Origin of the sequence: Pseudomonas sp. NY5710, assembly GCF_013305665.1 — a bacterium.
In the GTDB taxonomy this organism is placed as follows: Bacteria; Pseudomonadota; Gammaproteobacteria; order Pseudomonadales; family Pseudomonadaceae; genus Aquipseudomonas; species Aquipseudomonas juntendi.
In genome coordinates, this window is sequence record NZ_CP045554.1 from 3,674,034 (window position 1) to 3,698,939 (window position 24,906).

The 24,906-nt window shown below is 65.8% G+C and carries 18 protein-coding genes; 13 read left to right on the forward strand and 5 right to left on the reverse strand.

Annotated elements, in window-relative coordinates; translation table 11 throughout:
• Positions 1-161 precede the first annotated feature (161 nt).
• The 4 genes from mtlD (at position 162) to GEV39_RS16920 (ending at position 5,661) form a co-directional block, all read left to right on the forward strand.
• Complete coding sequence (gene mtlD / locus GEV39_RS16905) at positions 162-2,306, forward strand: bifunctional mannitol-1-phosphate dehydrogenase/phosphatase (protein ID WP_173890604.1); 2,145 nt, start codon at positions 162-164, stop codon at positions 2,304-2,306.
• Between the two features lie 250 nt (positions 2,307-2,556).
• A complete protein-coding gene (locus GEV39_RS16910; RefSeq protein ID WP_009683476.1) occupies positions 2,557-3,339 on the forward strand; it encodes an aldolase in 783 nt (260 codons plus the stop codon).
• A 45-nt stretch (positions 3,340-3,384) separates the two neighbouring features.
• Positions 3,385-4,272, forward strand: coding sequence for a dihydrodipicolinate synthase family protein (locus GEV39_RS16915; protein WP_173890606.1), 888 nt, complete (start codon positions 3,385-3,387; stop codon positions 4,270-4,272).
• Between the two features lie 180 nt (positions 4,273-4,452).
• The gene (locus tag GEV39_RS16920) at positions 4,453-5,661 is read left to right on the forward strand and encodes an MFS transporter (protein WP_173890608.1); all 1,209 of its coding nucleotides are present in this window, start codon (positions 4,453-4,455) and stop codon (positions 5,659-5,661) included.
• A 41-nt stretch (positions 5,662-5,702) separates the two neighbouring features.
• Here the strand turns inward: GEV39_RS16920 and GEV39_RS16925 are convergent, their stop codons facing one another.
• A complete protein-coding gene (locus GEV39_RS16925; protein WP_173890610.1) occupies positions 5,703-7,001 on the reverse strand; it encodes a T6SS phospholipase effector Tle1-like catalytic domain-containing protein in 1,299 nt (432 codons plus the stop codon).
• 229 nt (positions 7,002-7,230) lie between these two features.
• On the opposite strand from GEV39_RS16925, the gene GEV39_RS16930 reads away from it, so the two are divergent.
• From GEV39_RS16930 to GEV39_RS16970, 9 genes are all read left to right on the forward strand, one after another.
• Positions 7,231-8,190, forward strand: coding sequence for an AAA family ATPase (locus GEV39_RS16930; RefSeq protein ID WP_173890612.1), 960 nt, complete (start codon positions 7,231-7,233; stop codon positions 8,188-8,190).
• A 4-nt stretch (positions 8,191-8,194) separates the two neighbouring features.
• A complete protein-coding gene (locus GEV39_RS16935; RefSeq protein ID WP_029886675.1) occupies positions 8,195-9,139 on the forward strand; it encodes a DUF58 domain-containing protein in 945 nt (314 codons plus the stop codon).
• Positions 9,136-9,630: a DUF4381 domain-containing protein gene (locus GEV39_RS16940; RefSeq protein WP_173890614.1), complete on the forward strand. Its 495-nt coding sequence runs from the start codon at positions 9,136-9,138 to the stop codon at positions 9,628-9,630. The genes GEV39_RS16935 and GEV39_RS16940 overlap by 4 nt, the downstream gene beginning before the upstream one ends.
• On the forward strand, positions 9,623-10,699 hold the full coding sequence (locus GEV39_RS16945; protein ID WP_047149559.1) for a vWA domain-containing protein: 1,077 nt from the start codon (positions 9,623-9,625) through the stop codon (positions 10,697-10,699). The genes GEV39_RS16940 and GEV39_RS16945 overlap by 8 nt, the downstream gene beginning before the upstream one ends.
• The gene (locus GEV39_RS16950) at positions 10,696-12,414 is read left to right on the forward strand and encodes a tetratricopeptide repeat protein (protein ID WP_173890616.1); all 1,719 of its coding nucleotides are present in this window, start codon (positions 10,696-10,698) and stop codon (positions 12,412-12,414) included. The genes GEV39_RS16945 and GEV39_RS16950 overlap by 4 nt, the downstream gene beginning before the upstream one ends.
• Positions 12,411-14,042 carry a BatD family protein gene (locus GEV39_RS16955; RefSeq protein ID WP_173890618.1) on the forward strand — a complete coding sequence of 544 codons (1,632 nt, stop codon included), beginning with the start codon at positions 12,411-12,413 and terminating at the stop codon, positions 14,040-14,042. Before GEV39_RS16950 ends, GEV39_RS16955 begins: the two co-directional genes overlap by 4 nt.
• A 246-nt stretch (positions 14,043-14,288) precedes the next feature.
• On the forward strand, positions 14,289-15,527 hold the full coding sequence (locus GEV39_RS16960) for an exonuclease SbcCD subunit D C-terminal domain-containing protein (protein ID WP_173890620.1): 1,239 nt from the start codon (positions 14,289-14,291) through the stop codon (positions 15,525-15,527).
• Positions 15,524-19,168 carry an AAA family ATPase gene (locus GEV39_RS16965; RefSeq protein ID WP_173890622.1) on the forward strand — a complete coding sequence of 1,215 codons (3,645 nt, stop codon included), beginning with the start codon at positions 15,524-15,526 and terminating at the stop codon, positions 19,166-19,168. The genes GEV39_RS16960 and GEV39_RS16965 overlap by 4 nt, the downstream gene beginning before the upstream one ends.
• Positions 19,165-19,758, forward strand: a complete 594-nt coding sequence (locus tag GEV39_RS16970) for a glutathione S-transferase (RefSeq protein WP_173890624.1) — start codon at positions 19,165-19,167, stop codon at positions 19,756-19,758. The genes GEV39_RS16965 and GEV39_RS16970 overlap by 4 nt, the downstream gene beginning before the upstream one ends.
• A 146-nt stretch (positions 19,759-19,904) precedes the next feature.
• On the opposite strand, the gene GEV39_RS16975 is transcribed toward GEV39_RS16970, so the two are convergent.
• The 4 genes from GEV39_RS16975 to GEV39_RS16990 all read right to left on the reverse strand — a co-directional run bounded on the left by GEV39_RS16975 (position 19,905) and on the right by GEV39_RS16990 (position 24,807).
• The gene (locus tag GEV39_RS16975) at positions 19,905-21,035 is read right to left on the reverse strand and encodes a lactonase family protein (RefSeq protein WP_249414287.1); all 1,131 of its coding nucleotides are present in this window, start codon (positions 21,033-21,035) and stop codon (positions 19,905-19,907) included.
• The gene (locus GEV39_RS16980; RefSeq protein WP_173890628.1) at positions 21,001-21,291 is read right to left on the reverse strand and encodes a DUF5629 family protein; all 291 of its coding nucleotides are present in this window, start codon (positions 21,289-21,291) and stop codon (positions 21,001-21,003) included. Before GEV39_RS16980 ends, GEV39_RS16975 begins: the two co-directional genes overlap by 35 nt.
• A 97-nt stretch (positions 21,292-21,388) precedes the next feature.
• Positions 21,389-23,764 carry an efflux RND transporter permease subunit gene (locus GEV39_RS16985; protein ID WP_173891723.1) on the reverse strand — a complete coding sequence of 792 codons (2,376 nt, stop codon included), beginning with the start codon at positions 23,762-23,764 and terminating at the stop codon, positions 21,389-21,391.
• A gap of 20 nt (positions 23,765-23,784) precedes the next feature.
• Entirely contained in the window at positions 23,785-24,807 is a 1,023-nt protein-coding gene (locus GEV39_RS16990; protein ID WP_173890630.1) for a WD40/YVTN/BNR-like repeat-containing protein, read from the reverse strand.
• Between the last annotated feature and the right edge of the window lie 99 nt (positions 24,808-24,906).

A 24,906-nucleotide genomic window follows, 5' to 3' on the forward strand; every position in this document is an offset into this window, starting at 1 on the left:
GCTGTGCACCCCCCGCTCCATCCCGCCCTACCTCTGCGTCACCCCCCAGCGCCCTCCTGTCGACCGCGTGCCCCCTACCTGACTGCCATTGCTGCAGCTCGCACGCCATGCTCGCCTATTGCAGGCGGGATGTACGACCCACCGACAAGGGGCAACAACCCATGCTTTTCTTTCACGGCAAACGCATCCTCAGCGCTATCTTCGATATGGATGGCACCCTCTTCGACACCGAACGCCTGCGCTTCAAGACCCTCAAACAAGCGTCGCTGGAAATCTTCGGCAAGCCGCTGGGCGAGCACACACTGCTCGGCTCTCTGGGCCTGAGCGCGAAAAAAGCCGAAGCCTTGGCCAAGGCGCATAACGGCGCAGACTTCCCCTATGCCGCCATCCGCCAGCGCGCCGATGAACTGGAGCTGGAGTACGTGCGCAATCACGGCGTGCCGATCAAGCCCGGCCTGCTGGAGGTACTGGAACGCCTGCGCAAGGCCGGCTTGACCATGGCCGTGGCCACCTCCAGCCGCCGCGCCATCGCCGAGGAATACCTGATCAACGCCAATGTGCTGAAGTACTTCGACATCACCGTGTGTGGCGATGAAGTCAGCCAGGGCAAACCCCACCCGGAGATCTTCCTGAAGGCCGCCCGCGCACTCAACTGCCCGCCAGCGCAGTGCTTCATGGTAGAAGATTCGGAAAACGGCATGCTGTCGGCCATGCGTGCCGAGGGCCAGGCGATTCTGATCGAAGACATCAAGCCACCTGCCGCCGACATCAAGGCCGGCGCACTCAAGGCTTACCACAGCATGCCGGAGTTCCTCGCCGACCTGAATGCATGTGTGCCCGAGCTGGGCATGCCCGCGCTCAGCGAACCCTTCCCGGCGTCGTTGAACCAGTTCCGTGTCGGTATTCATGGCTTTGGCGCCATCGGCGGCGGTTACCTGACCCAGGTGTTTTCCCATTGGGACGGCTACACCCGGCCCTGCGAAATCATCGCCGCTACCCGCTCACGCATGCTGCGCGAGAGCGTGAGTGCCTTCGGCAGCTACAGCGTGCGCTATGGCAGCACCTCGTTCGACCAGACCATCGACAATGTGCGCATGATCGACCTGGGCGATGAACAGGCGGTGATCGCCATGTACAACGACGCCGAGATCATCGGCCTGAGCCTGCCTGAACAGGCCATTCGCAACCAGGCCAGGGTAATTGCCCAAGGCCTGCTGCAGCGCTTCGAGCGCCGCGGCCGCGAACTGACGTTGCTGATCGTGCTGAACAAGGTGGGTGGCGGCGCGTTCGTGCGCCGGCATGTGCAAGCCGAGCTGGCGACATTGTGCCCGCCAGCGATCTGCGAGCAGGTAATGCTCAAGACCCATTTCGCGGAAACGGTAGTCAGCCGCATCGTTTCCAAGCTGAGCAACGATGCGCTGGTGCGGCAATTGCGGATCAAGTCGCAGATGTTTCGCAACAGCCTGGAAGAAGAGCCTGCCGCACCCCGCAGTGCCTCGGCGCCGCCGGCTGAATACGAGCGATTGCTCGGGCATTTCAGGCCCTTTGCCCAGCCCAGCAGCGCCATGAGCCAACTGCACCTGGTGCTGTTCAACAGCGAAGCCGACATGCCGTTGTATGTCGAGCGCGGCAGCGACCTGCTCGAAGGCCTGCGCCAAGTGCACACGGTGCCGGATATTACCCAGATCCAGGTCATCAAGAACCGCCTGTGGAACGGCCCGCACGCGATCATTGCCTGGTACGCCAGCCTGCTGGGCCATGCGTGGGTGGGCCAGGGCATGGGCGACGCCCGCGTCAATGCCCTGGCCGAGCGGCTGATACGCCAGGAAGTGGCGCCCGCCCTGGAAGCGGAGTACCCGCAAATGACCGAGGTGATCAGCCGGTTCGCCGACGCCTTCCTGGCGCGCTGCAAAACCTCGTTCAAGGACCCGTGCGCCCGCGTCGGCCGCGACCCGCTGCGCAAACTGCAGCGAAATGAACGTATCCTCAGCAGCATCGAACTGGCCGGCAGGCACGGCATCGACACACCGGCCCTGGCCTTTGGCGCGGCATTGGCCATCCACCACGCCCTGCGCTGCGACGATGCGAAGAACCTCGATGCCCAGGCGATCAGGCAGGTGTACCTGGACCATGATCGCAGCGTCGAGGCTGTGCTGACCTATCAGGGCAGCAGCCATGGCAAGCGCTTCCCGGCGTTGAACCCGCTCAGCGACGCGCCGCTGATCAACGCCATTGCCGAGGCCTTCCGGCAGTACCAGCACGCGCACCCTGCCCCGCTGCCCACCCCGCTCTGCATAGGCGCGTAACCCCCCCTCTTGCCGCGGCGCCAGCTGCGAACACCAGCCCAGCCGGTGTCAGCGCCTGCGCCGCGCGCTTTGCCAACGCCTCCTCGCGCACCTCCTTGCCGCCCGGCATGCCGCCTCTGGAGCCCTGCTGCAAGCAAATTGTGTCATTACCTGCTTGAACATGACACAGAGTGTCATTATGATCGCCGTGTGTCCTGGCGACCCTCCTGTGTCGCTCAGCAACCCACCGCCTTTCCTGCAGGTACCGCCCATGACGACCACCATGCATGCCCCCAAGGACCAACTGGTCAAGCACGCCCAGCAGCAGATGCTGACGGCCCTGGCCGACAACACCTACAGTACCCGGCAAAAGCTGGCCCTCACCTGCCGCATCCTGTTCGACGGCGGCCACGACTCGGGGCTGGCCGGGCAGATCACCGCCCGCGCCCAGGAGCCTGGCACCTATTACACCCAGCAACTGGGCCTGGGCTTCGACGAAATCGCCGCCTCCAACCTGCTGGTGGTGGACGAAGACCTGACAGTGCTGCAAGGCCGCGGCATGGCCAACCCGGCCAACCGTTTCCACAGCTGGCTCTACCGCGCCCGGCCTGACGTCAACTGCATCATCCACACCCACCCGCTGCACAGCGCCGCCCTGTCGATGCTCGAGGTACCGCTGGCCATCTCGCACATGGACCTGTGCCCGCTGTTCGACGATTGCGCCTTCCTCAAGGACTGGCCTGGTGTGCCGGTAGGCAATGAAGAAGGCGAAATCATCGCGGCGGCCATCGGCGACAAGCGCGCGATCCTGCTTTCCCACCATGGCCTGCTGATCGCTGGCGGCTCGATCGAAGAAGCCTGCGTGCTTGCCCTGCTGTTCGAGCGGGCCGCCAGGATGCAGTTGCTGGCCATGGGGGCCGGTGACATCCGCCCCATCCCCGAAGCCCTGGGCAAGGAAGCCCACGACTGGATCTCCACCCCTAAGCGTCATGGCGCCGCGTTCAGCTATTACGCGCGGCGTGCCTTGCGGGCCCACGGCGACTGCCTGGCCTGACTCGAAGCTGTACTCTTCCCTCAACAACGGCAAAGGTGCCTGGTCATGTCTACACCTGTAATTCGCGGCGTCATCGGCTACACCATCACTCCCTTCTCGGCAGACGGCACACTCGACCTGGAGGCTTTGGGCACGTCCATCGACCAATTGATCAAGCATGGCGTGCACGCCATCGCGCCGCTGGGCAGCACCGGCGAAGGGGCCTACCTGAGCGACAGCGAATGGGAAAGCGTAGTGCGCTTCAGCCAGGCGCGCATCGCCGGGCGCGTACCCAGCGTGGTCAGCGTCTCCGACCTGACCACCGCACGCACCGTGGAGCGTGCGCGCCTGGCGCAGGCATGCGGGGCCACGGCGGTCATGGTGCTGCCCGTTTCGTACTGGAAGCTCACCGAAGCCGAAGTGGTGGCCCACTACAAGGCCGTCGGCGCCGCTATCGACATCCCGATCATGCTTTACAACAACCCGGGCACCAGCGGCATCGACCTGTCGGTGGAACTGATCCTGCGCATCCTCGCCGAGGTGCCGAATGTGACCATGGTCAAGGAAAGCACCGGTGACATTCAGCGCATGCACCGCCTGTTCCAGGCCAGCAAGGGTCAGGTGGCGTTCTACAACGGTTGCAACCCGCTGACCCTGGAGGCCCTGGTGGCAGGCGCGAGCGGCTGGTGCACCGCCGCGCCCAACCTGATTCCGGCATTGAACCTGGCATTGTGGGACGCCGTGCAGCAAGGCCAACTGGCCGAAGCCCGCACGCTGTTCTACCGCCAGTACGAACTGCTGGAATACATCACCCGCCGCGGCCTGCCCACCACCATCAAGGCCGGCCTGAAGCTGCTGGGCCAGGATGTCGGCGCGCCCCGCCTGCCGTTGCAGGCGCTGGATGTGCAAGGCAGCGACTATCTGAAAAACCTGCTGACCGAACTGGCTGCCTGACCCTCGACAGCGCAGCCCTTTAAGCGCGGGTTACCCGCGCAACAGGCAACGCGCTGGGTGGCGGGATCGCTGCCGGCGTTTGCATGGCCGCCTTCGGGCGCTGCGCAGCGACGCCCGCCAAGCGGGCATTCCATCCCCCTTGCCGTGCGCCAGGCGCGCACGCTGTCTACAGGTCCCGACATGCGCTACGTTGCTGCCCCCAAGCTGCTGACCCAGGTTGCCGCCGTACATTTCGTCAGCCATGTGCACATCATGCTGGTCCCGGCACTGCTGCCAGTGCTGCCCTCCCTGCTGGGGGTCGGTTTCGTCGAACTCGGCGTGGCCTTGGCGGTGTTCAATATCGTCTCTGCCCTGGTGCAAGCCCCGCTGGGTTACGCCGTCGACCACTTTGGCGCGCGCAAGGTGCTCAAGGCCGGGCTGCTGTTGGGCAGCCTCAGCTTCCTGCTACTGGCAGCCAGCCCCGGCCATGCGGTGTTGCTGGTGAGCATGGCGCTGGCCGGCCTGGCCAATGGGGTGTACCACCCGGCCGACTATGCGCTGCTAGCCAAGGGTATCGAGCCAGACCGGCTGGGGCGGTCATTCTCCATTCATACCTTCGCAGGCTTTCTCGGCTCGGCGGTAACCCCGGCAATATTCCTCGGTATCGCTGCCGTGTTGGGCACACGGGCAGCCCTGGCGACGGGCGCAGTGTTCGGCGCTGCTGCGCTGCTGTTGATATCGCTACCAGGCAGCGGGGTGTACCGGGTAAAGGAGATGGGCAACCCGGGCAATGCCGGCGCGCCCCCGGCAAATGGCCGAGTGCGCTTGTTCACACCCATGATCGGCGTGCTGACAGTGCTGTTCATATTGCTCAACCTGAGCACCAGTGCCATCGAGAAATTCTCCGTTGCCGCACTGGTGCAAGGGCAAGGCCTGACCTTGGCCTGGGCCAATACCGCGCTTACCGCCTTCTTGCTCTGTAGCGCCGCCGGGGTGCTGTGTGGCGGTGCCCTGGCCGACCGTACCCGCCGGCATGGCCTGGCGGCGGCGCTGGCTTTCGCCCTGGCCGCTGTGCTGACCGCAGTGGTGGCCCTGGGTGTGCTGCGCGAATGGGCATTGGTGGTGGTGCTGGGCAGCATCGGCCTGCTGACCGGAATGATCGCTCCGTCGCGGGATATGCTGGTAAAAGCGGCCGCGCCCAAGGGTGCCGAAGGCAAGACCTTCGGGCTGGTCTCGACCGGGTTCAACATCGGTGGCGCCGTCGGGCCAGTGGCGTTCGGTTGGATGCTCGACCGGGGGCTGCCAAATGGCATTTTCGTTGCTTCGGTAGCGTTCATGGCGCTGACGGTGATGCTGACCGTGGCGCAGGAGGGGTACAGGGCTCGAAAACGCAGGAACGCGCAGCGATGAGTGAATGGAGTGGCGACCCCCTCCTGCCACCCCAGACACATTCACCCCACCGGATTCCCATGCACTACTCGCCCCGCCACCCCCGGCCGGTTGACAAACAACACATCCAGCACGCTGTTACGCAACCCTTTCAGCGCATTCCAGTTCGCCGAAGCATGCACATACTTGTCGCGCAATAACCGCTGCTCTTGCTCGCTCAGCGCCAATTGCCCGGTTTCGCCCAAAGCGAAGCCATGCAGTTTTGCGCTGATCACCTGCAATTCAGCCGGCAAACGGTGCTCCGCCTGGCCGCCCAACGGCGCAAACGGCACGCCAGCCCGTACCGCCAGCTCGCGCATCACGCTCAGGTAGACGCGCGACAGGTGCCCGGCGACCTCCCGCTCGCGGGCTACCGCTGCGTAGACTTGCTTCTCTGCTTCACGCGGGTGGCCGCCAGCGATTGGCTCCTCCCAGGTGATCACCCGTGGCCTGGGTTCCCCCATGTCGGCAAAATCCGTCGCCAACAGGCCCTGCATCACGGCATGCACGCGGCACTGCCCGGCAGGCGTCGCCACCGGCACGCGCTGGGACTGGGGTTTGCACAACAGCACCTGTTCCCATGTGGTTTCCGGGTAGCCGCCACCGATATTCGAGTGCACACCCGGCAGCACTATGTCGTGGCCACTGCTCACCAGCGGGAAGTTATGCCGCTGCTCATCGCGGGCCACCAGTTGCACCACCTGCCGGGCAATACCCGCCCCCAGGCCCAGGCGCAAGCCACCGTGGCGCTCGTCGGCGGGGTCGAAGTCGCCCTGCAACGGCGCGATGATCGCGGCCACCGTGTCGAACAAGCCCATGAAGTTGATCGCGATGTCACACGCCACCGGCAACAATTGCCCGGCACCGTCGTGCAACAGGTTGGCCAGGTGGCGAACCGCCGCCGCGCCACGGCTGAAGCCGAACAAGTCGAACTCCAGGCGTGCCGGCACCCACTGCGGGTGCGCCTGGCACCAACCCTGCAGTTGCCCGGCAATCACCTGCAACGCCTCGTGCACACGGGCTTCGACGCCCGTGCGGCCACGCCCGGTCGCGCAGGCATACACCGGGTCGGTTTCACCGGCCAAGGTGCCGATGCCTTCCATGTAGCATTTGAAAAATACCCAGCGCGCCTCGCCATCGGCCGCTTGCGCCGGATACAGCGCATGCAGCAGGGCCACATTGCTCAGCGCATTGGCATAACTGCCGCCGTGCCGCGCCAATGCCGTGGCGTTGTACTGATTGTTACCGGTGCCATCGAAGAACACCCCGAAACGCAGGGTTACCCGTCGAGGGGTCGGCGTACCGCCGTTGCTCGCTACCATCTTCGTGCCTTGTGCTTGACCCAAAAGCACAAGCAGGCGCCAGTACGCCGTCAGGCAACATCAGGCAATCGCCAACCCTTCGTGAGAGATTTCCTTACCCCAGGCCCGCTGCAGCGATAAATTTACCCCATGCCATTAGTCGCCGCCCCCCCGGATGGATTAAAGTATCAGCCCTTGCCAGGGCAGCTGTCGTCAGCCGCCTCCGGCCCCCTACCAGGAACCGTCGCCGATGGAACACCGTGAAGCGCTGATCGCGCTGCGCACCTTTCTTTCAACCCAGATCCTAGGCCAGGAGAAACTGGTCGAGCGGCTGTTGATCGTGCTGCTGGCAGACGGCCACATGCTGGTCGAAGGGGCGCCCGGGCTAGCCAAGACCAAGGCCATCAAGGAGTTGGCCGAGGGCATAGAAGCGCAGTTCCACCGCATCCAGTTCACCCCCGACCTGCTTCCGGCCGACATCACCGGCACGGAAATCTACCGTCCGGAAACCGGCAGTTTCGTCTTCCAGCAGGGGCCCATCTTCCATAACCTGGTGCTGGCCGACGAAATCAACCGCGCACCGGCCAAGGTCCAGTCGGCACTGCTCGAGGCCATGGCCGAACGCCAGGTCAGTGTGGGCCGCAGCACCTACGACCTGTCGCCCCTGTTCCTGGTCATGGCCACGCAGAACCCGATCGAGCAGGAAGGCACCTACCCGCTGCCCGAAGCCCAGCTCGACCGCTTCCTGATGCACGTGAAAATCGGCTTCCCGGACGCCGCGGTCGAGCGGCGCATCCTGGCGCAGGCCCGCGGCGAAGCGCTGGGCGGCGAAGTGAAACCCGAACGGCGGGTCAGCCAGCAGGCGATCTTTGCCGCGCGCAAGGAAATCCTCAACCTGTACATGGCCGATGCCGTCGAGGAGTACCTGGTGCAGTTGGTCATGGCCACCCGCACCCCGGCCAAATTCGATACCGAGCTGGCCGACTGGATCGCCTACGGCGCCAGCCCGCGCGGTTCCATTGCGCTGGACCGCTGTGCACGTGCCCACGCCTGGCTGGCCGGGCGCGACTTCGTCAGCCCCGAAGACATCCAGGCGGTGCTGTTCGACGTGCTGCGCCACCGCATCATCCTCTCCTTCGAAGCCGAGGCTGCGGGGATCGACCAGGACCGCGTGGTCCAGCGCATCCTCGACGTCGTCGCCGTTGCCTGACCCCATGCCCACTGCGCACCTGGCCGAACCCGGCATCCGCATCGGCCTCGCCGAGCTGATCGACATGCGCCACCGCGTGCGCGAAATCCAGCTGTTTTCCAAGCCCGGCCAACGCAGCCCGCTGGTCGGCCTGCACCATTCCAAGCTGCGCGGGCGCGGTGTGGACTTCGACCAGGTGCGCGTGTACCAGGCCGGCGACGACGTGCGCAACATCGACTGGCGGGTGACCGCACGCACCCAGGAGCCCCACACCAAGCTGTTTCACGAAGAACGCGAACGGCCGATTTTCATCCTGGTCGAGCAGAGCCAGCGGCTGTTCTTCGGCTCGGGCCTGATGTTCAAGTCGGTGCTCGCGGCCCAGGCCGCCGCCTTGTTCGGCTGGGCCGCGCTGGCCCATAACGACCGCATCGGCGGCCTGGTGTTCGGCGACAACGAGCACCACGAAATCAAGCCCCGGCGCAGCAAACAGAGCCTGCTGCAGTTGCTCAACCGCATGGCCAAGGTCAACCAGGCACTGCACACCGAGGCGGTTGCCGGGGCCGACAGCCTGGGCCTGGCCCTGCGCCGCGCCCGCGAAGTACTGCGCCCGGGCAGCCTGGCCATCGTGATTTGCGACGAGCGTTCGCTCAGCGCCCAAGTGGAGCAGCACCTGGCCATGCTGTCACGGCATTGCGACCTGCTGCTGCTGCCGGTGTCCGACCCCCTCGACCATGCCCTGCCGGCCGCTGGCCTGCTGCGTTTTGCCCAACGCAGCGCGCAGCTGGAGCTCGACACCCTCGACGCCAACCTGCGCCAGGCCTACCGCCAGCAGGCCGAAGCCCGCATCGAGCGCTGGGAGCTGCTGGCGCAAAAGCTGCGGGTGCTGCTGATGCCGCTGAGCACGCAAAGTGAAATGATCGAGCAATTGCGCGAATACCTGAGCGCACAGCGCCCGCGGAGCGCGTCATGAACCCACTCGATCAGTTGCAACCGCTGATCGAACCGGCGCCCATCGGCCTATGGCCGCCAGCACCCGGCTGGTGGGCATTGCTGGTCATCCTGCCAATGCTGGGCTGGGGCCTGTGGCGGCTGCGGCACTGGCGCCCGCGCAAGCGCCGCGTCGTACGCGCTGAGCAACCGCTGGACCCGGTGCGGGTAGAGGCGCTGGCCGAGCTGGCACGCCTGCCACGCCCCTACGACGGCGCCCCCGCCGGCGCCTGGCTGCAACAGATCAACGCCCTGCTCAAGCGCCTGTGCCGCAGCCACTACCCGAGCGCCAACAGCCATACCCTCAACGGCCGCCAGTGGCTGGCATTTCTCGACAACCGCTGCCCGGCAGCCGGCCTCACACGCTGGATGGTGCTGGTCGAAGGCGCCTACAAGCCCGAGTGCAAACTCGACGACAAGGCCATCGCCGGGCTGAGCCAAGCCGTCGAAACCTGGATCCGCAAGCATGTTTGAACTGGCCTGGCCGTGGGTATTTGCCTTGTTGCCGCTGCCGTGGCTGGCGCGCCTGCTGCTGCCCGCCGCCGATAGCGGCGAACCGGTACTCAAGGTTGGCTTCCTCAACGAACTGGAAGGCCTGGCCGGGCGGCGCGCACGGCTGAACCTGCCCACCTGGCGCCAGCAAGGGCCATTCGTGGTCATCTGGCTATTGCTGCTGTGCGCTGCCGCGCGCCCGCAATGGCTCGGCGACCCGGTGCCGGTGGCGGCCAGCGGCCGCGACCTGCTGGTAGCGGTGGACGTGTCTGGGTCGATGGACTTCCCGGACATGCAGTGGAAAAACGAAGACATCAGCCGCCTCGACCTGGTCAAGGCCCTGCTCGGCGATTTCCTGCAGGACCGTGAAGGCGATCGCGTGGGCCTGATCCTGTTCGGCAGCCAGGCCTACCTGCAAGCCCCGCTCACCTTCGACCGGCGTACCGTGCGCACCTTCCTCGACGAAGCGCAAATCGGCATCGCCGGCAAGAACACGGCCATCGGCGACGCCATTGGCCTGGCGGTGAAACGCCTGCGCCAGCGCCCGGCGCAAAGCCGGGTACTGGTACTGATTACCGACGGTGCCAACAATGGCGGGCAGATCCACCCGCTGACGGCAGCCCGCCTGGCAGCCCAGGAAGGCGTGCGCATCTACACCATCGGCATTGGCGCCAACCCCGAAGCCAGTGGCACCCCAGGCCTGCTCGGCCTCAACCCGAGCCTGGACCTGGACGAAGCCGCACTCAGGGAAATCGGCGAAATCACCCACGGCGCGTACTTCCGCGCGCATGACGGAGCCGAACTGGACGCTATTGGCGACACCCTCGACCAACTCGAACCGGTGGCCCAGCAACCGACCCAGGCCCGCACCGCCCAAGCCCTGTACGCCTGGCCGTTGGCCCTGGCGCTGCTGCTGAGCGTGCTGCTCGTGGTGGCCGTGCAATGGCCCGACAACCTGATGCAGCGCCTGCTGCGCAAGCCGCGCTTCTTGCAGCCACACCCGGAATGGCGCCAACGCCTGAAGCGCTTGCGCTTGAGGAGGCGGCGATGATCGACCTGTGGCCGCAATGGTTGCGCCCGCTGTGGCTGCTGGCCGTGCCCTTGCTTGGCTGGCTGCTGTACAAGCTGTGGCATCGGCGCAAACGCGCCGGGCGCTGGCAGCTGATCCTGCCGCCGGCATTCCACGCTGTGCTGCTGGGCGGCGGCAACGGCAACACCAGCAAACTGCCGTGGGTGGCGCTGGGCTTGGCATGGCTACTGGTGATCCTGGCCCTGCTCGGACCCAGTTGGCAGCGAGTGGAAGAAAACCGCCAGCGCCCAGCCGACCCGCTGGTGATATTGCTGGAGCTGACCCCGCAGATGCTTGCCGAGGACAGCCCGCCCAATCGCCTGGAACAGGCCCGGCGCAAAATCCTCGACCTGCTGGAGCACCGCCGCGACAGCCAGACGGCGCTGGTGGTGTATGCCGGCTCCGCACACACCCTGGTGCCGCTGTCCGATGACCTGGCCACCACGCGCAACCTGCTGGAGGCCATCGACCCGTCGATCATGCCCAAGCCCGGCCAGCGCGCCGACCTGGCCGTGCAGAAGGGCCTGGCCCTGCTGGCCCAGAGCGGGCTCGGCCAGGGCCGCCTGCTGCTGATCGGGTCGTCGCTCAGCGCCCCGGAGCGCCAGGGCATCGCCCAGGCCCTTGGCCGGCAGGGCCCAAGCCTGCTGATGCTGGGTATCGGCAGCCGTGACGGTGCTCCGGTGCGCCAGGCCAACGGCGAATACCTCAAGGATGACCAAGGCGGCATTCTGGTGCCCCGCCTGGACAATGCCAGCCTCAAGGGTTTCATCAACGGCACCGGCGGGCGCTACCGGCATGCGCGTATTGACGACCTGGACCTGCGCGGCCTGGGCCTGTTCGACCAGCCGCGGGCCGGGCGCAACGACGGCCAGACCCTGCAGTTGGACAGCTGGGCCGACCAAGGCTACTGGTTGCTGATTCCGCTGCTACTGCTGGCCGCGTGTGCCGGCCGGCGCGGTTGGCTGTTCTGCCTGCCGTTGCTGCTGGCCCTGCCCCAGCCCAGCCAGGCTTTCGAGTTCCAAGACCTGTGGCTGCGCCCCGACCAGCAAGGCCAACGCCTGCTCGAACTGGACCGCCCGGCCAGCGCGGCTCGGCACTTCCATGACACGCAGTGGCGCGGCCTGGCGCTGTACCAGGCTGGCGACTACGCGGGTGCGGCCGAGGCATTTTCCCAAGGCGACACGGCCGCCGACCACTACAATCGAGGCAATGCACTGGCCCGTGCCGGTGAGCTGGAAGCGGCCCTGGACGCCTACGAGCAGGCGCTGGAGCGCCAACCCGATCTGCAAGTGGCACTGGACAACCAGGCGTTGGTGCAACAGCTACTGCAGCAGCGCCAGGCCAAAGCCGAGGAGCAACCGCCCGGTAACGATGCCCAAGGCACTCCCGGCAGCGACACCGAAGGCAACAGCAGTTCGGCCAACAGCGCCGCCCAGGGCACCCCCAGCGGTGATGAACAAGCCAGCGCCGAGCAGCCTGGCGAAAGCAGCAGCAACAGCCAGGCCGCACCGGGTAACCAGCCCGGTGCCGATGAGGGCGTCATCCAGCCGCCCGAGCGCCCGGTGTCGACCAGCCTCGACGCCGAACAGCGCCAAGCCCTGGAACAATGGCTGCGGGAGATCCCCGATAACCCGGCGGAGCTGCTGCGGCGCAAATTCTGGTACGAACAGCAACTGCAACAGGAAACCCCACGATGAGTCGCTTCGGCGTCTTGCTCCTCTCCCTGCTGTGGGCCACCCTGGCCCAGGCTGAACCCCTGCTGCAGGCCAGCGTCCACCGCACCCGCCTGGAGGCTGGCGAAAGCCTGGAACTGACCCTGGAAAGCCAGGACGTCACCCAGTTCGGCAAGCCCGACCTGCGCGCCCTGGAAGGCGACTTCGAGGTGCGCGGCACGCGCCAGTTGAACAGCCTGCATACCCTCGACGGTGAAACCCGCGCCAGCACCCGCTGGATCATCACCTTGCTGCCGCGGCGCAGCGGCAGCCTGCGTATTCCCGAGCTGCAGCTGGGTCAGTCACGCAGCCAGGCCATCGACCTGCAAGTACTGCAGGCCGATGCCAGCCGCCAGGACACTTCACAGGTGTTCATCGAGGCCACCCTCGACAGCCCCGACGTCTACGTGCAGGCGCAGGCTGTGCTCACCTTGCGCATCTATCACTCGGTGGCGCTCTATGACGACAGCAGCCTGAGCCCGCTGCAGCTGGAAGGCGCCAAGGTCGAACCGCTCGGCGAATCGCGCACCTATGAAAAGGAAATCAATGGCGTGCGCCACGGCGTGATCGAGACCCGCTATGCCGTGTACCCCCAACAAAGTGGCACGCTCGAGATCCCGCCACTGACGTTCAGCGCCACCGCCGCAGCCAGCAGCGACGAAACCCCGCAAGCCAATGGCACGGCCCGTGCCGGGCACCAGGTACAGGTCAGTTCGCTGCCGCTGCGGCTGGCGGTACGCCCGATTCCCGCCGCCTGGCCTGCGGGTGTGCCGTGGTTGCCGGCGCGTAGCCTGACGCTGGAAGAGCACTGGAACCCCGACCCCGGCAACCAGCAGGTACAGATTGGCGACTCGCTGACACGCAACATCACCTTGCGCGCCGAAGGCCTTTCCAGCACCCAGTTGCCGCCGTTGCCCGCCACCGAAATCACCGGCCTGCGCCGTTACCCCGACCAGCCGCTGCTGCGCAACGAAATCAACGAACGCGGCATGACCGCCAACCGCGAGGAACGCGAAGCACTGGTGCCCACCCATGCCGGCACGTTGGCCCTGCCGGCGCTGGAAGTGGCGTGGTGGAGCACCCGTGAAGATCACCTGGAGCAAAGCAGCCTGCCGGCGCGTACGCTGAACGTGCAAGACAACCCGGCATTGAGTGCCGACAGCCCGGTGGGCGATAACAGCAGCGCCAGCAGCGCGCTGTGGCCTTGGCAATTGGCGACTCTGCTGTTCGCCCTTTCCACCGTACTGGGCTTCGCCCTGTGGTGGCGCGCCCGCTCGCAACCGGCGGTGCTGCGTGCGGCCCAGAACGGGCCAAGCCCGCGCACCTTGCTGGATGACCTCAAGCGCGCCTGCCTGGCGAACGACCCCCAGGCCACCCGCCAGGCGCTGGACGCCTGGGCCCGGCAGCAACCGGAGACCCTGGCCGAGATGGCGGCACGCTTCGTGCCGTTGTCGGATGCGCTGGATGGGTTGAATGGCGCGTTGTACAGCGAGAGTGGGCAGTATTGGCAGGGTGGGGATTTGTGGCGGGCGATCGGCACGATACCGCCGGCCGAGCAGGTGTTGTTGCCGGCTGGGGAGAATGGCAGCTTGCCGCCGCTTTATCCCAAGTAGCCGGCTGCCGGCCAGGGCCTCTTCGCGGGCATGCCCGCTCCCACAGGTACAACGTATGCCTGAGCTTTGCGCGGTGCCTGTAGGAGCGGGCGCGCCCGCGAACACCGGCGCAGCCGGTGCCAGCCCTCCCCCCATTCCCCGCCCTGCCCCCCACCCCCCTGCTTGGGTTACCATACCGCCCTCGCGCAACGCCCATCCCCAAAGCCAAGCCCTCTGGCTTGCTCGACTCGACACCACAGGTCATCCATGCGTCTGTTTCATACCTCTGACTGGCACCTGGGCCAAAGCCTGCACGGCCAGGAACGCGATTTCGAACACGCCTGCTTCCTCGACTGGCTGCTCGGCCAGCTTCGCCTGCGCCAGCCGGATGCGCTGCTGATCGCCGGCGATATCTTCGACACGGTCAACCCCCCGGTCAAAGCTCAGGAGCGCCTCTACGACTTCATCGTCAAGGCGCATGAACAACAGCCCAAGCTGGACATCGTGATGATCGCCGGCAACCACGATTCCGGCTCGCGCATCGAGCTGCCTGCCGCACTCATGCGTCGCCTGCGCACCCACGCCCTGGGCCGTGTGCACTGGCTGGACGAGGGCCAACTGGATGCCGAGCGGCTGCTGATCCCGCTGACCAATGGCCGCGGCAAGGTCGCAGCCTGGTGCCTGGCGCTGCCCTTCCTGCGGCCGGCCGAAGTCACCGGCCCCAACCTGGGCGACGACTACCTCGAAGGCATCACCCAGGTGCACCAGCAACTGATCGCCGCAGCACTGCACAAACGCAAGAAAGACCAGGCGCTGATTGCCATCAGCCATGCGCACATGGCCGGGGGCGCAGTGTCGGAAGACTCCGAGCGCAGCCTGATCATCGGCAACGCCGAGGCGCTGCCGGCCAAGCTGTTCGACAAGTCCATCAGCTATGTCGCCCTCGGCCATCTGCACAAACCACAGAAGGTCAACCGCGAAGAACGCATCCGCTACAGCGGCTCACCGATCCCGCTGTCGTTCGCCGAAATCAACTACCCGCACCAGGTGCTGGAGGTGGAACTGGACGGCAGCGGCCTGGTCAGCGTCGAGCCGCGCCCGGTACCGCGCGCCGTGGCCTTGCAACGCATCGGCCCGGCACCGCTGGGTGAGCTTTTACAGCTACTGGCAGATCTGCCGGTAATCGACCTACTGGAAGACCCCAATCGCCAACCCTGGCTGGAGGTGCGGGTCATTCTCGACGAGCCGCAACCGGACCTGCGCCAGCAGATCGAGACCGCGCTGGCGGGCAAGGCAGTGCGGCTGGTGCGCATCAGTGCCGAGTATGCTGGCCGCAACAGTACCGAAGATGATGACCTGGCCTTTGTCGAACTGGCCCAGATGACCCCGCAAGACCTGTTCAGCCGGGCCTGGGAGCAAGCCTACGGCAGCGCTGTCGACGAGCAGGCGCTGGCCGACTTTGCCCTGCTGTTGCAGGACGTGCAGCAGGAAGAGGAACAGCCATGAAGATTCTTGCCATCCGCCTGAAGAACCTGGCATCGCTGGCCGGCCCCGTCGACATCGACTTCACCGCCGAGCCCCTGGCCAGCGCCGGCCTGTTCGCCATTACCGGGCCCACCGGCGCCGGCAAGAGCACCCTGCTCGACGCCCTGTGTCTGGCCCTGTTCGGCACCGTGCCGCGGCTCAATGACATCGGTCGCGAAGCCAAGGTGCCGGATGCCGACGGCGACATTCCCACATCCGACCCGCGCAACCTGCTGCGCCGTGGTACTGGCAGCGGCTTTGCCGAAGTCGATTTCGTCGGCGTCGACGGCCGCCGCTACCGTGCCCGCTGGGAAGCCAACCGCGCCCGCGACAAGGCCAACGGCAAGTTGCAGCACAGCCGCCAGAGCTTTTACGACCTGGACAGCGAACAGGTCCTGGCCAGCGGCAAGAACGAATACAAGCAGTTGGTCGAGGCCCGCCTGGGCCTGAACTTCGAGCAGTTCACCCGCGCGGTGATGCTGGCCCAGAGCGAGTTTGGCGCGTTTCTCAAGGCCGACGACAGAGAGCGCAGCGAACTGCTGGAAAAACTGACCAACACCGCCATCTACACCCGCCTGGGCCAGCGCGCGTTCAGCAAGGCCCGCGAGGCCGGTGAGGTGCACAACGACCTGCTCGCGCGCGCCAGCCACCTGCTGCCGATGGACGCCGAAGCCCGCGCCCAGCTCGACCAGCAACTGGAGCAGGCTCAGCAGCAACTGAAGGCTGACCAGGCCGGTGAGCGCCAGCTGGAACAGCAACGCAACTGGCTGCACGAGCAAAACCGGTTGCAAGCCCAGCACGCCGAGGCGGCCCGCGCGCAGCAGGCCGCCGAGCAGGACTGGCAGCAGCTGGCCGAACCGCGCCTGGACCTGCTGCGCCTGGAGCGCCTGGCCCCTCAGCGCCATCAGTTCCACCGCCAGCAGGCGCTGAACGCACAACTGGCCCCATTGGCGGCAAGAATTGCGCAGCAGCAACAGCAGCAGGACGAACTCCAGGAACGCGCCAATGCCCTGGAGCAAGCACTGAACGCCGCCCGCCAGGCGCTCGCCGACAGCCAGGCGCAACACGCCGAGAGTGCCCCACGCCTGCGCCAGGCCTTCGCCGCCCAGGACAACCTGGCGCGCCTGCACGAAGCGCTGGCCGCGCAACGCAGCAGCAGCCAACAGGCTGAACAACACGTCGCCGATGGCCAGCAGCAGTTGCAACAGCTGGAGGCCAACCAGCAGCGCAGCCTGCAGCAATTGGCGCAGATCGACAGTGCCCTTGCCGACAGCGAGCACCTGGCAGGCCTGGCCAGTGCGTGGCACGCCTACCTGCCACAATTGAAACAGGTAATGCTGATTGGCGGCCGCCTGGCCAAGGGCCGCGAAGAGCTGCCCGGCCTGCAGGCCCAGGCCAGCCAGGCCAATGTGCAGCTGCAGGCCGAGCGCGATGCCTACGAGCTGCTGTTCCGCGAAGCCAAGGCCGAACCCCAGGCCCTGGCCGAGCAGATCGACCTGCTCGGCGGCATGCTGCAGGACAACCGCAAACAGCAGCGCGCCGTTGAAGAAATTTCGCGCCTGCACGGCCGCGAACTGGAACTGCGCCAGCACCTGGACAGCGTTCGTGAACGCCAGCAACAGGCCATGCAGCAACGCCAGCAGTTGATCAACGAAGGCACCGCGGCCAAGGCCGAGCTGGAGGCGGCCGAACAGGCGCTCAACCTCACCCGCCAGCTGCTGGAGCGCCAACGCCTGGCGCGCACCACCAGCGTAGAGGCACTGCGCGGCCAATTGCGCGATGGCGAACCCTGCCCAGTCTGCGGCAGTGCCGAACACCCGTTCCACCAGCCTGACGCACTGCTGCACAGCCTGGGCCGCCATGACCAGGCTGAAGAAGCTGCCGCGCAGCAACAGGTCGACACCCTGAACGGCAAGTTGGTCGAGCTGCGCACCCAGCTGGGCGTGGTCAACGCCCAGCTCAAGGACTTCCAGCAACAACAGCAGCAACTGGGCGATCAGTTGCAACCGCTGGTGGCGCAAGTTCAGGCGCACAGCCTGTGGCCGGCCCTGGCCCCGCAGGATGACAAGGCCCGTAGCACCTGGCTGGCCAGCCAGCTGCAGCGCCTGGAGGCGGAAATCGCGCAGGACGAGAAGCGCCAGAGCGCGCTGCTCACGCTGCAACGCGATGCTGCCCGCCTCAACCAGCAACTGCAGGCCGCCCAAGACGCTCAACAGCAGGCCCAGCGCCACCTCGAGCAACAGCACCAGGCCCTGGCCAACGACGAGCAGCAGTTGCAGCAAGGCTTGCACGACTTGGCCGGTGTGCTGCCCGAGCAGGCCCTGAAGGCACTCGACGAAGACCCGGCCAATGCTTTCCTGGCCCTGGACCAGCAGATCGCCCAGCGCTTGCAGCAACTGGAACAGCGCAAGGACGAACTGGAAGAACAGCAGGCCCGACAAACGCAACTCGACAAGCTGCGCGACCAGCACCAGGCCCGAGTGCAAGGCCTGCAGCAGTTGCAGCAGCAAGTTGCCGCCCTAGACGAGCAGCGCCAGCAGGCCCAGGCCGCCCTCGGCGAACTGCTCGGTGAACACGCCACTGCCGAAGCCTGGCAACAGCACATGGACGCCGCGCTGGACCAGGCCCGCGCCCTGGACGCCGACACCGCCCAACGCCTGCAGGAACTGCGCACGCAAGCCTTGCAACTGGCCAGCGAGCTGAAGGCCGACGGCCAGCAGCAGCAGGCGCTGGTTGCCGAATGCCAGCAGTTGCAGGGCCAGATCGCGCAGTGGCGCAGCCAGCACCCGGAGCTGGATGACGCCGGGCTGGACCGCCTGCTGGCCATGGAGGATGCGCAGGTCGCAGCATTGCGCCAGCGCTTGCTCAGCGCGGAAAAAGCCATCGAACAAAGCCGCGTATTGCTGCAGGAACGCGAACAGCGCCTGCAACAGCACGTGGCCGACATGACCGTGGACACCACGGCCGAAGCCCTCGAGCAAGCCCTGCTGGAGCTGCGCGAGCGCATGGCAATCCACGAGCAGCAATGCGCCGAACTGCGGGCGCAGCAGGCCGATGACCAGCGCCGCCAGCAGGCCCATCAGGCACTGGCAGCCGAGATCGAGCAAGCCCGCCAGCAGTGGCAGCGCTGGGCCCGCCTGAATGCCCTGATCGGCTCGGCCTCGGGCGATGTGTTCCGCAAGATCGCCCAGGGTTACAACCTCGACCTGCTGTTGCACCACGCCAACAGCCAACTGCGCCAACTGGCCCGCCGTTACCGCCTCAAGCGGGGCGGCAGTGCCCTGGGCCTGTTGGTCCTGGACACCGAAATGGGCGACGAGCTGCGCTCGGTGCATTCGCTGTCCGGCGGCGAAACCTTCCTGGTGTCGCTCGCGTTGGCCCTTGGCCTGGCTTCGATGGCCTCCAGCACCCTGCGCATCGAATCGCTGTTCATCGATGAAGGCTTTGGCAGCCTGGACCCCGAGTCGCTGCAGCTGGCCATGGATGCCCTTGACGGCTTGCAGGCCCAGGGGCGCAAGGTGGCAGTGATTTCCCACGTGCAGGAAATGCACGAGCGCATTCCGGTGCAGATTCAGGTGCGCCGCCAAGGCAATGGCCTGAGCGAAGTGCAGGTGTGCGGGTGATCCTGTACTCGTTCCGTCGCTGCCCGTGGGCCATGCGCGCGCGCCTGGCCCTGCGCTATGCAGGCTGTGAGGTCGAGGTGTGCGAAGTGGCGCTGAAGAACAAGCCGGCAGAACTGCTGGCCTTGTCCCCCAAGGGCACGGTGCCGGTGCTGGACACCGGCAGCGAGGTGCTGGAAGAGAGCCTGGATATCATGCGCTGGGCGCTGGCGCAGAACGACCCGCAGGATTGGCAACTGCGCGCGAACCCCGTGGCGGCGCAGCAGGCGCATGCCCTGATCGCACGTAACGACAGCAGGTTCAAGGCGCAGGTGAACCTGTACAAGTATGCCGAGCGCTACCCGCAGCACCCTCGCGCGTACTACCGCCAGCAGGCCGAGGCCTGGCTGGCAGAGCTCGAAGGGTTGCTGGAGAGCCGGCCGTACCTGTTGGCTGACCAGCCGAGCATCGCCGACGCCGCCTTGCTGCCGCTGATGCGCCAGTTTGCCGGGGTGGAACCGCAGTGGTTCGCCGAGGCCGCTTATCCGCGGCTGCGGAGCTGGCTGGAGGGGTGGTTGGCATCAGACCTGTTCCGCTCGATCATGGCCAGGTAGCTTCACCTCACCCTGTAGGAGCGGCCTTGTGTCGCGAAAGGGCCGCAGCGCGGCCCCGGCAATGTCGGCGGTAACGCCAGAACCCGGGGCCGCTGCGCGCCCCTTTCGCGACACAAGGCCGCTCCTACAAGGCGTGGTGTTTGATATCAGTCGATGAACTTCAAGTCCGAGGGTGCGTCCTGGGCCAGAATCTGCACCGTCTCGCCCAGCTTGCCAGTCTTGGCGTCACGGCGCATGACCACGATCTGGTTGCTCTTCTGGTTGGCTACCAGCAGGAAGCGGTTGTCGGGGTCCAAGGCAAACTCGCGGGGGTGGTCGCCTTCCACGGAGCGGCGCTGCACAAAGGTCAGCTTGCCATCGCCCTCGCCAACCGCGAACACCACGATTTCATTCGCTGTACCGCGATTGCTCACGTACAGGAAGCGCCCGTCGGCCGACAGGTGCAACCCGCCCGCCGCCTTGGCCGTCGACGCCGAGTCTTCGGTCAGTGCCAGGCGCTGGCCCACGCTCAGGTCCGCACCCCTGACATTGAACATCACCACTTCACCGCTCATTTCCAACGTGAGGTAGGCATGCTGCCCCGTGGCATCGAACAACAGGTGGCGTGGTCCGCTGCCTGGCGGCAACGCCACCGACGCCGGCGTGGCTGGGCTCAGCGGCTGGTCCGGGCTGGCGCCGTCGTAGCGGTAGATGAATACCTTGTCGGCACCGAGGTCGCAGGCGTACAGATACTGCCCATTGGGTGACGACACCAGTGAATGCACATGCCCCCCCGCCTGGCGCTCGCGGTTCACGCCACTGGGCCGGTGTCGCAGTTGCTGCACGACCGGCTTGAGCTGACCGTCCCTGGCTACCGGCATCACTGCCAGGCTGCCGCCGGGGTCAGGGTTGACCGCGTAGTTGGCCACGAACAGGTAGCGCTGGTCGTGGCTGAGGCTGGCATGGGTTGGCTCGTCGCCTTGGCTGGCCACCTGGTTGAGCGGCTTGATGTCGCCCTTTGCACTGACACTGAAACTGCTGGCATTGCCGCCCGGGGTTTCATTGACAGCGAACAGCAGGCGGCGGTCGGCCGACAGCACCAGCCACGACGGGCTGACACTTTTCACCACTTGCTGCGGGGTAGGGTCGATGTGGCCACGTTGTTCGTCGAACTGGTAGCGGTAGATACCCTGGCTGGCACCATCGGTATAGCTGCCCACCAGCAGGGTCGCGGCGTGGCTCGGGATAGTCAGGCTCATCAGGCTAGTGGTCAGCAGGGTCGTCCAGGTGCGGTTCATCTTGGTCTTCATCCGGGGCGCGAAAGGCACTCATGCAGACTAGCCGATGCGCGCCGTTGGCATCGTCCAGTTGCCACTCGTCACCCATGGGGGTCGCCGCGGCGACCTGCTCGGGGGTAAACGACCAGCGGCGCAGTTGGCGGCCGTCCATGCACTCGACGCGCAGGCCAGTGGTATCGGCGGTGAAGTCGAAGGCGTGCAGGCCGTCGATCAGGAGCATGTCGCAGGACTGCAGGGCGTGGCTGAGGGAGGACATTGGGTTACCTGTCAGGGAAGTGCTGCCAGTATAACCCTGTGACATCCCTGTGGGAGCTGGCTTGCCGGCGATTGGGCCGCAACGCGGCCCCCTGCCTTCAATGGGCGAAAATCGACCCCCCTTGCTTGCCCACCATCTTTTCCGGCTTGATCAGGAACCGCGCCAGGGCCGGCAGCAGCCACAACGCCCCGAACATGTTCCAGAGCAACATGAAGGTGAGCATCAGGCCCATGTCGGCCTGGAACTTGATCGCCGAGAAGATCCAGGTGCACACACCAATGGCCAGGCACAGCCCGGTGAACAGCACTGCCTTGCCGGTCGAGCGCAGGGTCTGGTAATACGCCTCCTGCAACGGCAACCCGGCGCGCAGGAAGCTTTCCAGGCGGCTGTAGATGTAGATGCCGTAGTCAACGCCAATGCCCACGCCCAGCGCCACCACCGGCAAGGTGGCCACCTTCACACCGATGCCCATGTAGGCCATCAGGGCGTTACCCAGCACCGAGGTCAGCACCAGCGGCAGAACGATGCACAGGGTGGCGGCCAGCGAGCGGAAGGTGATCAGGCACATCACTGCCACACAGATGTACACCAGGATCAGGATCGTCAGTTCGGCCGACTTGATCACCTCGTTGGTCGCGGCCTCGATCCCGGCATTGCCTGCTGCCAGCAGGAACTGCAGGCCCTCCTTGTTGTGGCTGTCGGCAAACGCCTGGGCTACCGCCGTGACCCGCTCCAGGGTTTCGGCCTTGTGGTCGTTGAGGAACACCAGTACCGGCGCCAACGAGCAGTCACCGTTATACAGCCCGTCGGCACGGGCGATGGAGTTGTTGAGGATGTCGGGGTTGCGCGACAGGGTTTCCCATTTCAGGCTGCCCTCGTTCATGCCCTTGATCACCTGCTTGGACACGGTGACCAGGGAGATCGCCGACTGGACCCCCGGCGTGTTTTCCATGGTCCACATCAGCTCGTCGATCGGGGTCATGGTCGAGTGGATGGAACACTGCTCGGCCGGCGTCTTGACCATGATCACCAGCACATCGGAACTGGTCGAGTAGTTGCTGATGACGAAGTTGTTGTCCTGGTTGTAGCGCGAGTCGGGGCGCAGCTCCGGCGCGCCCTGGTCGAGGTCGCCGATTTTCAGGTTCTGGCTGTACCACAGGCCCCCGCCGAAGGCGAGCAGCGCCAGCGCCACCGACACCGGCGCCACCCTGGCGCTGGCAAAGTTCGACAGCAGGCGCCAGAACGGGTGTTCGCGGGTGGCGTCCTTCTTGCTGCGTTCGATGGCCTTCTTGCTGATGCCGACGTAGGAGATGGCGACCGGCAGCAGGATCAGGTTGGTGAATACGATCACCGCCACCCCGATGGACGCGCCGATGGCCAGCTCGCGAATCACCCCGATGTCGATGATCAGCAGGGTGATGAAGCCCACCGCATCGGCCAGGATGGCGATCATGCCCGGCAGGAACAACTGGCGGAACGTACGCCGTGCAGCGGTGAGCGCGTTGTCGGCGTCACTCGACTGCAAGGCGATGCCGTTGATCTTCTGCACCCCGTGGGAAATGCCAATGGCGAAGATCAGGAACGGCACCAGCATCGAGTACGGGTCCAGGCCGAAACCCACCGCGTGCATCAGGCCCAGTTGCCAGACCACCGCCACCAGGGTGGTGATGAGCACGGCAATGGTGCTGCGGATACACCAGGTGAACCAGTACAACAGCACCCAGGTGATCACCAGGGCGACGCCGAAGAACATCGCCACCATCACCAGGCCGTCGATCAGGTCACCGACCTTCTTGGCAAAGCCGACAATGTGCACTTTCACATTGGGGTTCTGCGCCTGGAACTTGTCACGCACCTTCTCTTCCAGCAGGTGCGAGAACTGCTGGTAATCCAGTTTCAGCAGCCGGCTGGGGTCCTGCGGGTCAGGGTAGCTCTCCAGCAGCGGCACATCGATGATGCTGGACTTGAAGTTGTTGCCGACCAGCCGCCCGACCTGGCCTGACTTGAGCACATTGTTGCGCAGGGTATCCAGGCTGTCCTGGGAACCGTTGTAGGTGTTGGGGATCACCTCGCCACCGGAAAAACCCTCTTCCGTGACCTCGCTCCAGCGCACGCTGGGGCTCCACAGCGACTTCAGCCCGGCACGGTCGACCCCAGGCAGGTAAAACACCTCGTCATGGATCTGGCGCAGGGTCTCCATGTAATCCTTGTCGAAAATGTCACCCTTGACCGCCTCCACGGAGATGCGCACGGTGTTGCCGAGGTTGGCCAGGTCGTTGCGGTGCTCCATCATCTGCTCGATGAACGGGTGCTGCAGCGGGATCATCTTCTCGAAACTGGTGGAGGGGCGAATCTGCGTCGCCTGCCAGAACAGGAAAATACTGATCAGCACGCACAGCGCGATGACCACGGGGCGGTTGTTGAAGATCAGCCGTTCGAGCAGCGTAGGTTTGTCCTGGTGATGCGGATGCATGGTGATGCTCTCCCGGCTGGTCATTGGCGCGGCTCCTCGGCAGTGCGATCGGCACCCTGCGCGGTTGCCAGGTGCACACCGCCCTGGCCCACCAGCAGCAGGCCGCCACTGGCCAGGCCACTGACGCCGGCCAGGGCGATGCGGTCGGCACGGTTGTACACGCTGAAGGTCTGGCCATCGTCGGTACTGCGCAGCACGCTGCCGCCGTTGCCGACCAGCACCAGGGCGCCATCAGCCAGCAGCGCAGCGCCAGCCAGGCCGAATTCCAGGCTGCCGCGCGCGGCCTTCAGTTCGACCTGCTGCCAGCTGTCACCGAAGTCGGCTGAACGGAACAGGTTGCCGCGCAAGCCATAGGCCAGCAGGGTGCGGGGTGAACGGGTGCCGATCACGCCAAACAGCGAGCCCTCGTAGGGGCCTTGCACCTTGGCCCAGGTCTGGCCGTTGTCTGCAGAACGGAACATGCCGCCCTGCTCGCCAACGATGAACAGGCCGGCATCGCGCACCTGGGTGATGCCGTTGAGGTGCAACTGGTCGGGGTTGTCCAGGCGCTCGGCCACGTCCTGCCAGTGCTGGCCGCCGTCAGTGGTTTCCAACAAGGCACCGTAGGCCCCCACGGCAAAGCCATGCCGGGCATCCAGGAAGGTGACATCCAGCAACGGCGCTTCACGGGAAAGATCTTCGAACTGCTTGCTCCAGGTGGCGCCGCCGTCGCTGCTGGCGAGCACCTGTGCGTCATGGCCGACGGCCCAGCCGCGCTTGTCGTCGATGAAGAACACGGCGGTGAGCAACTGCCGCGTGGGTACGCGGGCTTGGGTCCAGGTGTTGCCCTGGTCGTCGGAGAACAGGATATGGCCGCGATCACCGACCACGACCAGACGCTTGCCAGCGTGGGTGGTGCCGATCAACAGGCTCTGGCTGGCCTTGGCCGATTCGGTGGAGTACTGGTCGGCACTGGCGGCTTGCACGCTGCCGGCCCACGCGCCCAGTGCCAGCGCCAATGCCGCTGCCAATGGCCAGGCGCGGCGCCTGTTGTGTTCCCTCATGACTGTCCCCTTGGTGTTTTTATTCGGCGGGTCAATGCATTGCAGGCACTGCGAAAAGCCTGATCTAGAGGCCTGCAACAGCTTGAAGGGATCGTAGCG

Excerpts from the sequence above, each read along its gene's own strand:
- mtlD (WP_173890604.1), top strand. The coding sequence starts at position 162 with ATGCTTTTCTTTCACGGCAAACGCATCCTCAGCGCTATCTTCGATATG.
- GEV39_RS16910 (WP_009683476.1), top strand. The coding sequence starts at position 2,557 with ATGACGACCACCATGCATGCCCCCAAGGACCAACTGGTCAAGCACGCC.
- GEV39_RS16915 (WP_173890606.1), top strand. The coding sequence starts at position 3,385 with ATGTCTACACCTGTAATTCGCGGCGTCATCGGCTACACCATCACTCCC.
- GEV39_RS16920 (WP_173890608.1), top strand. The coding sequence starts at position 4,453 with ATGCGCTACGTTGCTGCCCCCAAGCTGCTGACCCAGGTTGCCGCCGTA.
- GEV39_RS16925 (WP_173890610.1), bottom strand. The coding sequence starts at position 7,001 with ATGGTAGCGAGCAACGGCGGTACGCCGACCCCTCGACGGGTAACCCTG.
- GEV39_RS16930 (WP_173890612.1), top strand. The coding sequence starts at position 7,231 with ATGGAACACCGTGAAGCGCTGATCGCGCTGCGCACCTTTCTTTCAACC.
- GEV39_RS16935 (WP_029886675.1), top strand. The coding sequence starts at position 8,195 with ATGCCCACTGCGCACCTGGCCGAACCCGGCATCCGCATCGGCCTCGCC.
- GEV39_RS16940 (WP_173890614.1), top strand. The coding sequence starts at position 9,136 with ATGAACCCACTCGATCAGTTGCAACCGCTGATCGAACCGGCGCCCATC.
- GEV39_RS16945 (WP_047149559.1), top strand. The coding sequence starts at position 9,623 with ATGTTTGAACTGGCCTGGCCGTGGGTATTTGCCTTGTTGCCGCTGCCG.
- GEV39_RS16950 (WP_173890616.1), top strand. The coding sequence starts at position 10,696 with ATGATCGACCTGTGGCCGCAATGGTTGCGCCCGCTGTGGCTGCTGGCC.
- GEV39_RS16955 (WP_173890618.1), top strand. The coding sequence starts at position 12,411 with ATGAGTCGCTTCGGCGTCTTGCTCCTCTCCCTGCTGTGGGCCACCCTG.
- GEV39_RS16960 (WP_173890620.1), top strand. The coding sequence starts at position 14,289 with ATGCGTCTGTTTCATACCTCTGACTGGCACCTGGGCCAAAGCCTGCAC.
- GEV39_RS16965 (WP_173890622.1), top strand. The coding sequence starts at position 15,524 with ATGAAGATTCTTGCCATCCGCCTGAAGAACCTGGCATCGCTGGCCGGC.
- GEV39_RS16975 (WP_249414287.1), bottom strand. The coding sequence starts at position 21,035 with ATGAACCGCACCTGGACGACCCTGCTGACCACTAGCCTGATGAGCCTG.
- GEV39_RS16980 (WP_173890628.1), bottom strand. The coding sequence starts at position 21,291 with ATGTCCTCCCTCAGCCACGCCCTGCAGTCCTGCGACATGCTCCTGATC.
- GEV39_RS16985 (WP_173891723.1), bottom strand. The coding sequence starts at position 23,764 with ATGCATCCGCATCACCAGGACAAACCTACGCTGCTCGAACGGCTGATC.
- GEV39_RS16990 (WP_173890630.1), bottom strand. The coding sequence starts at position 24,807 with ATGAGGGAACACAACAGGCGCCGCGCCTGGCCATTGGCAGCGGCATTG.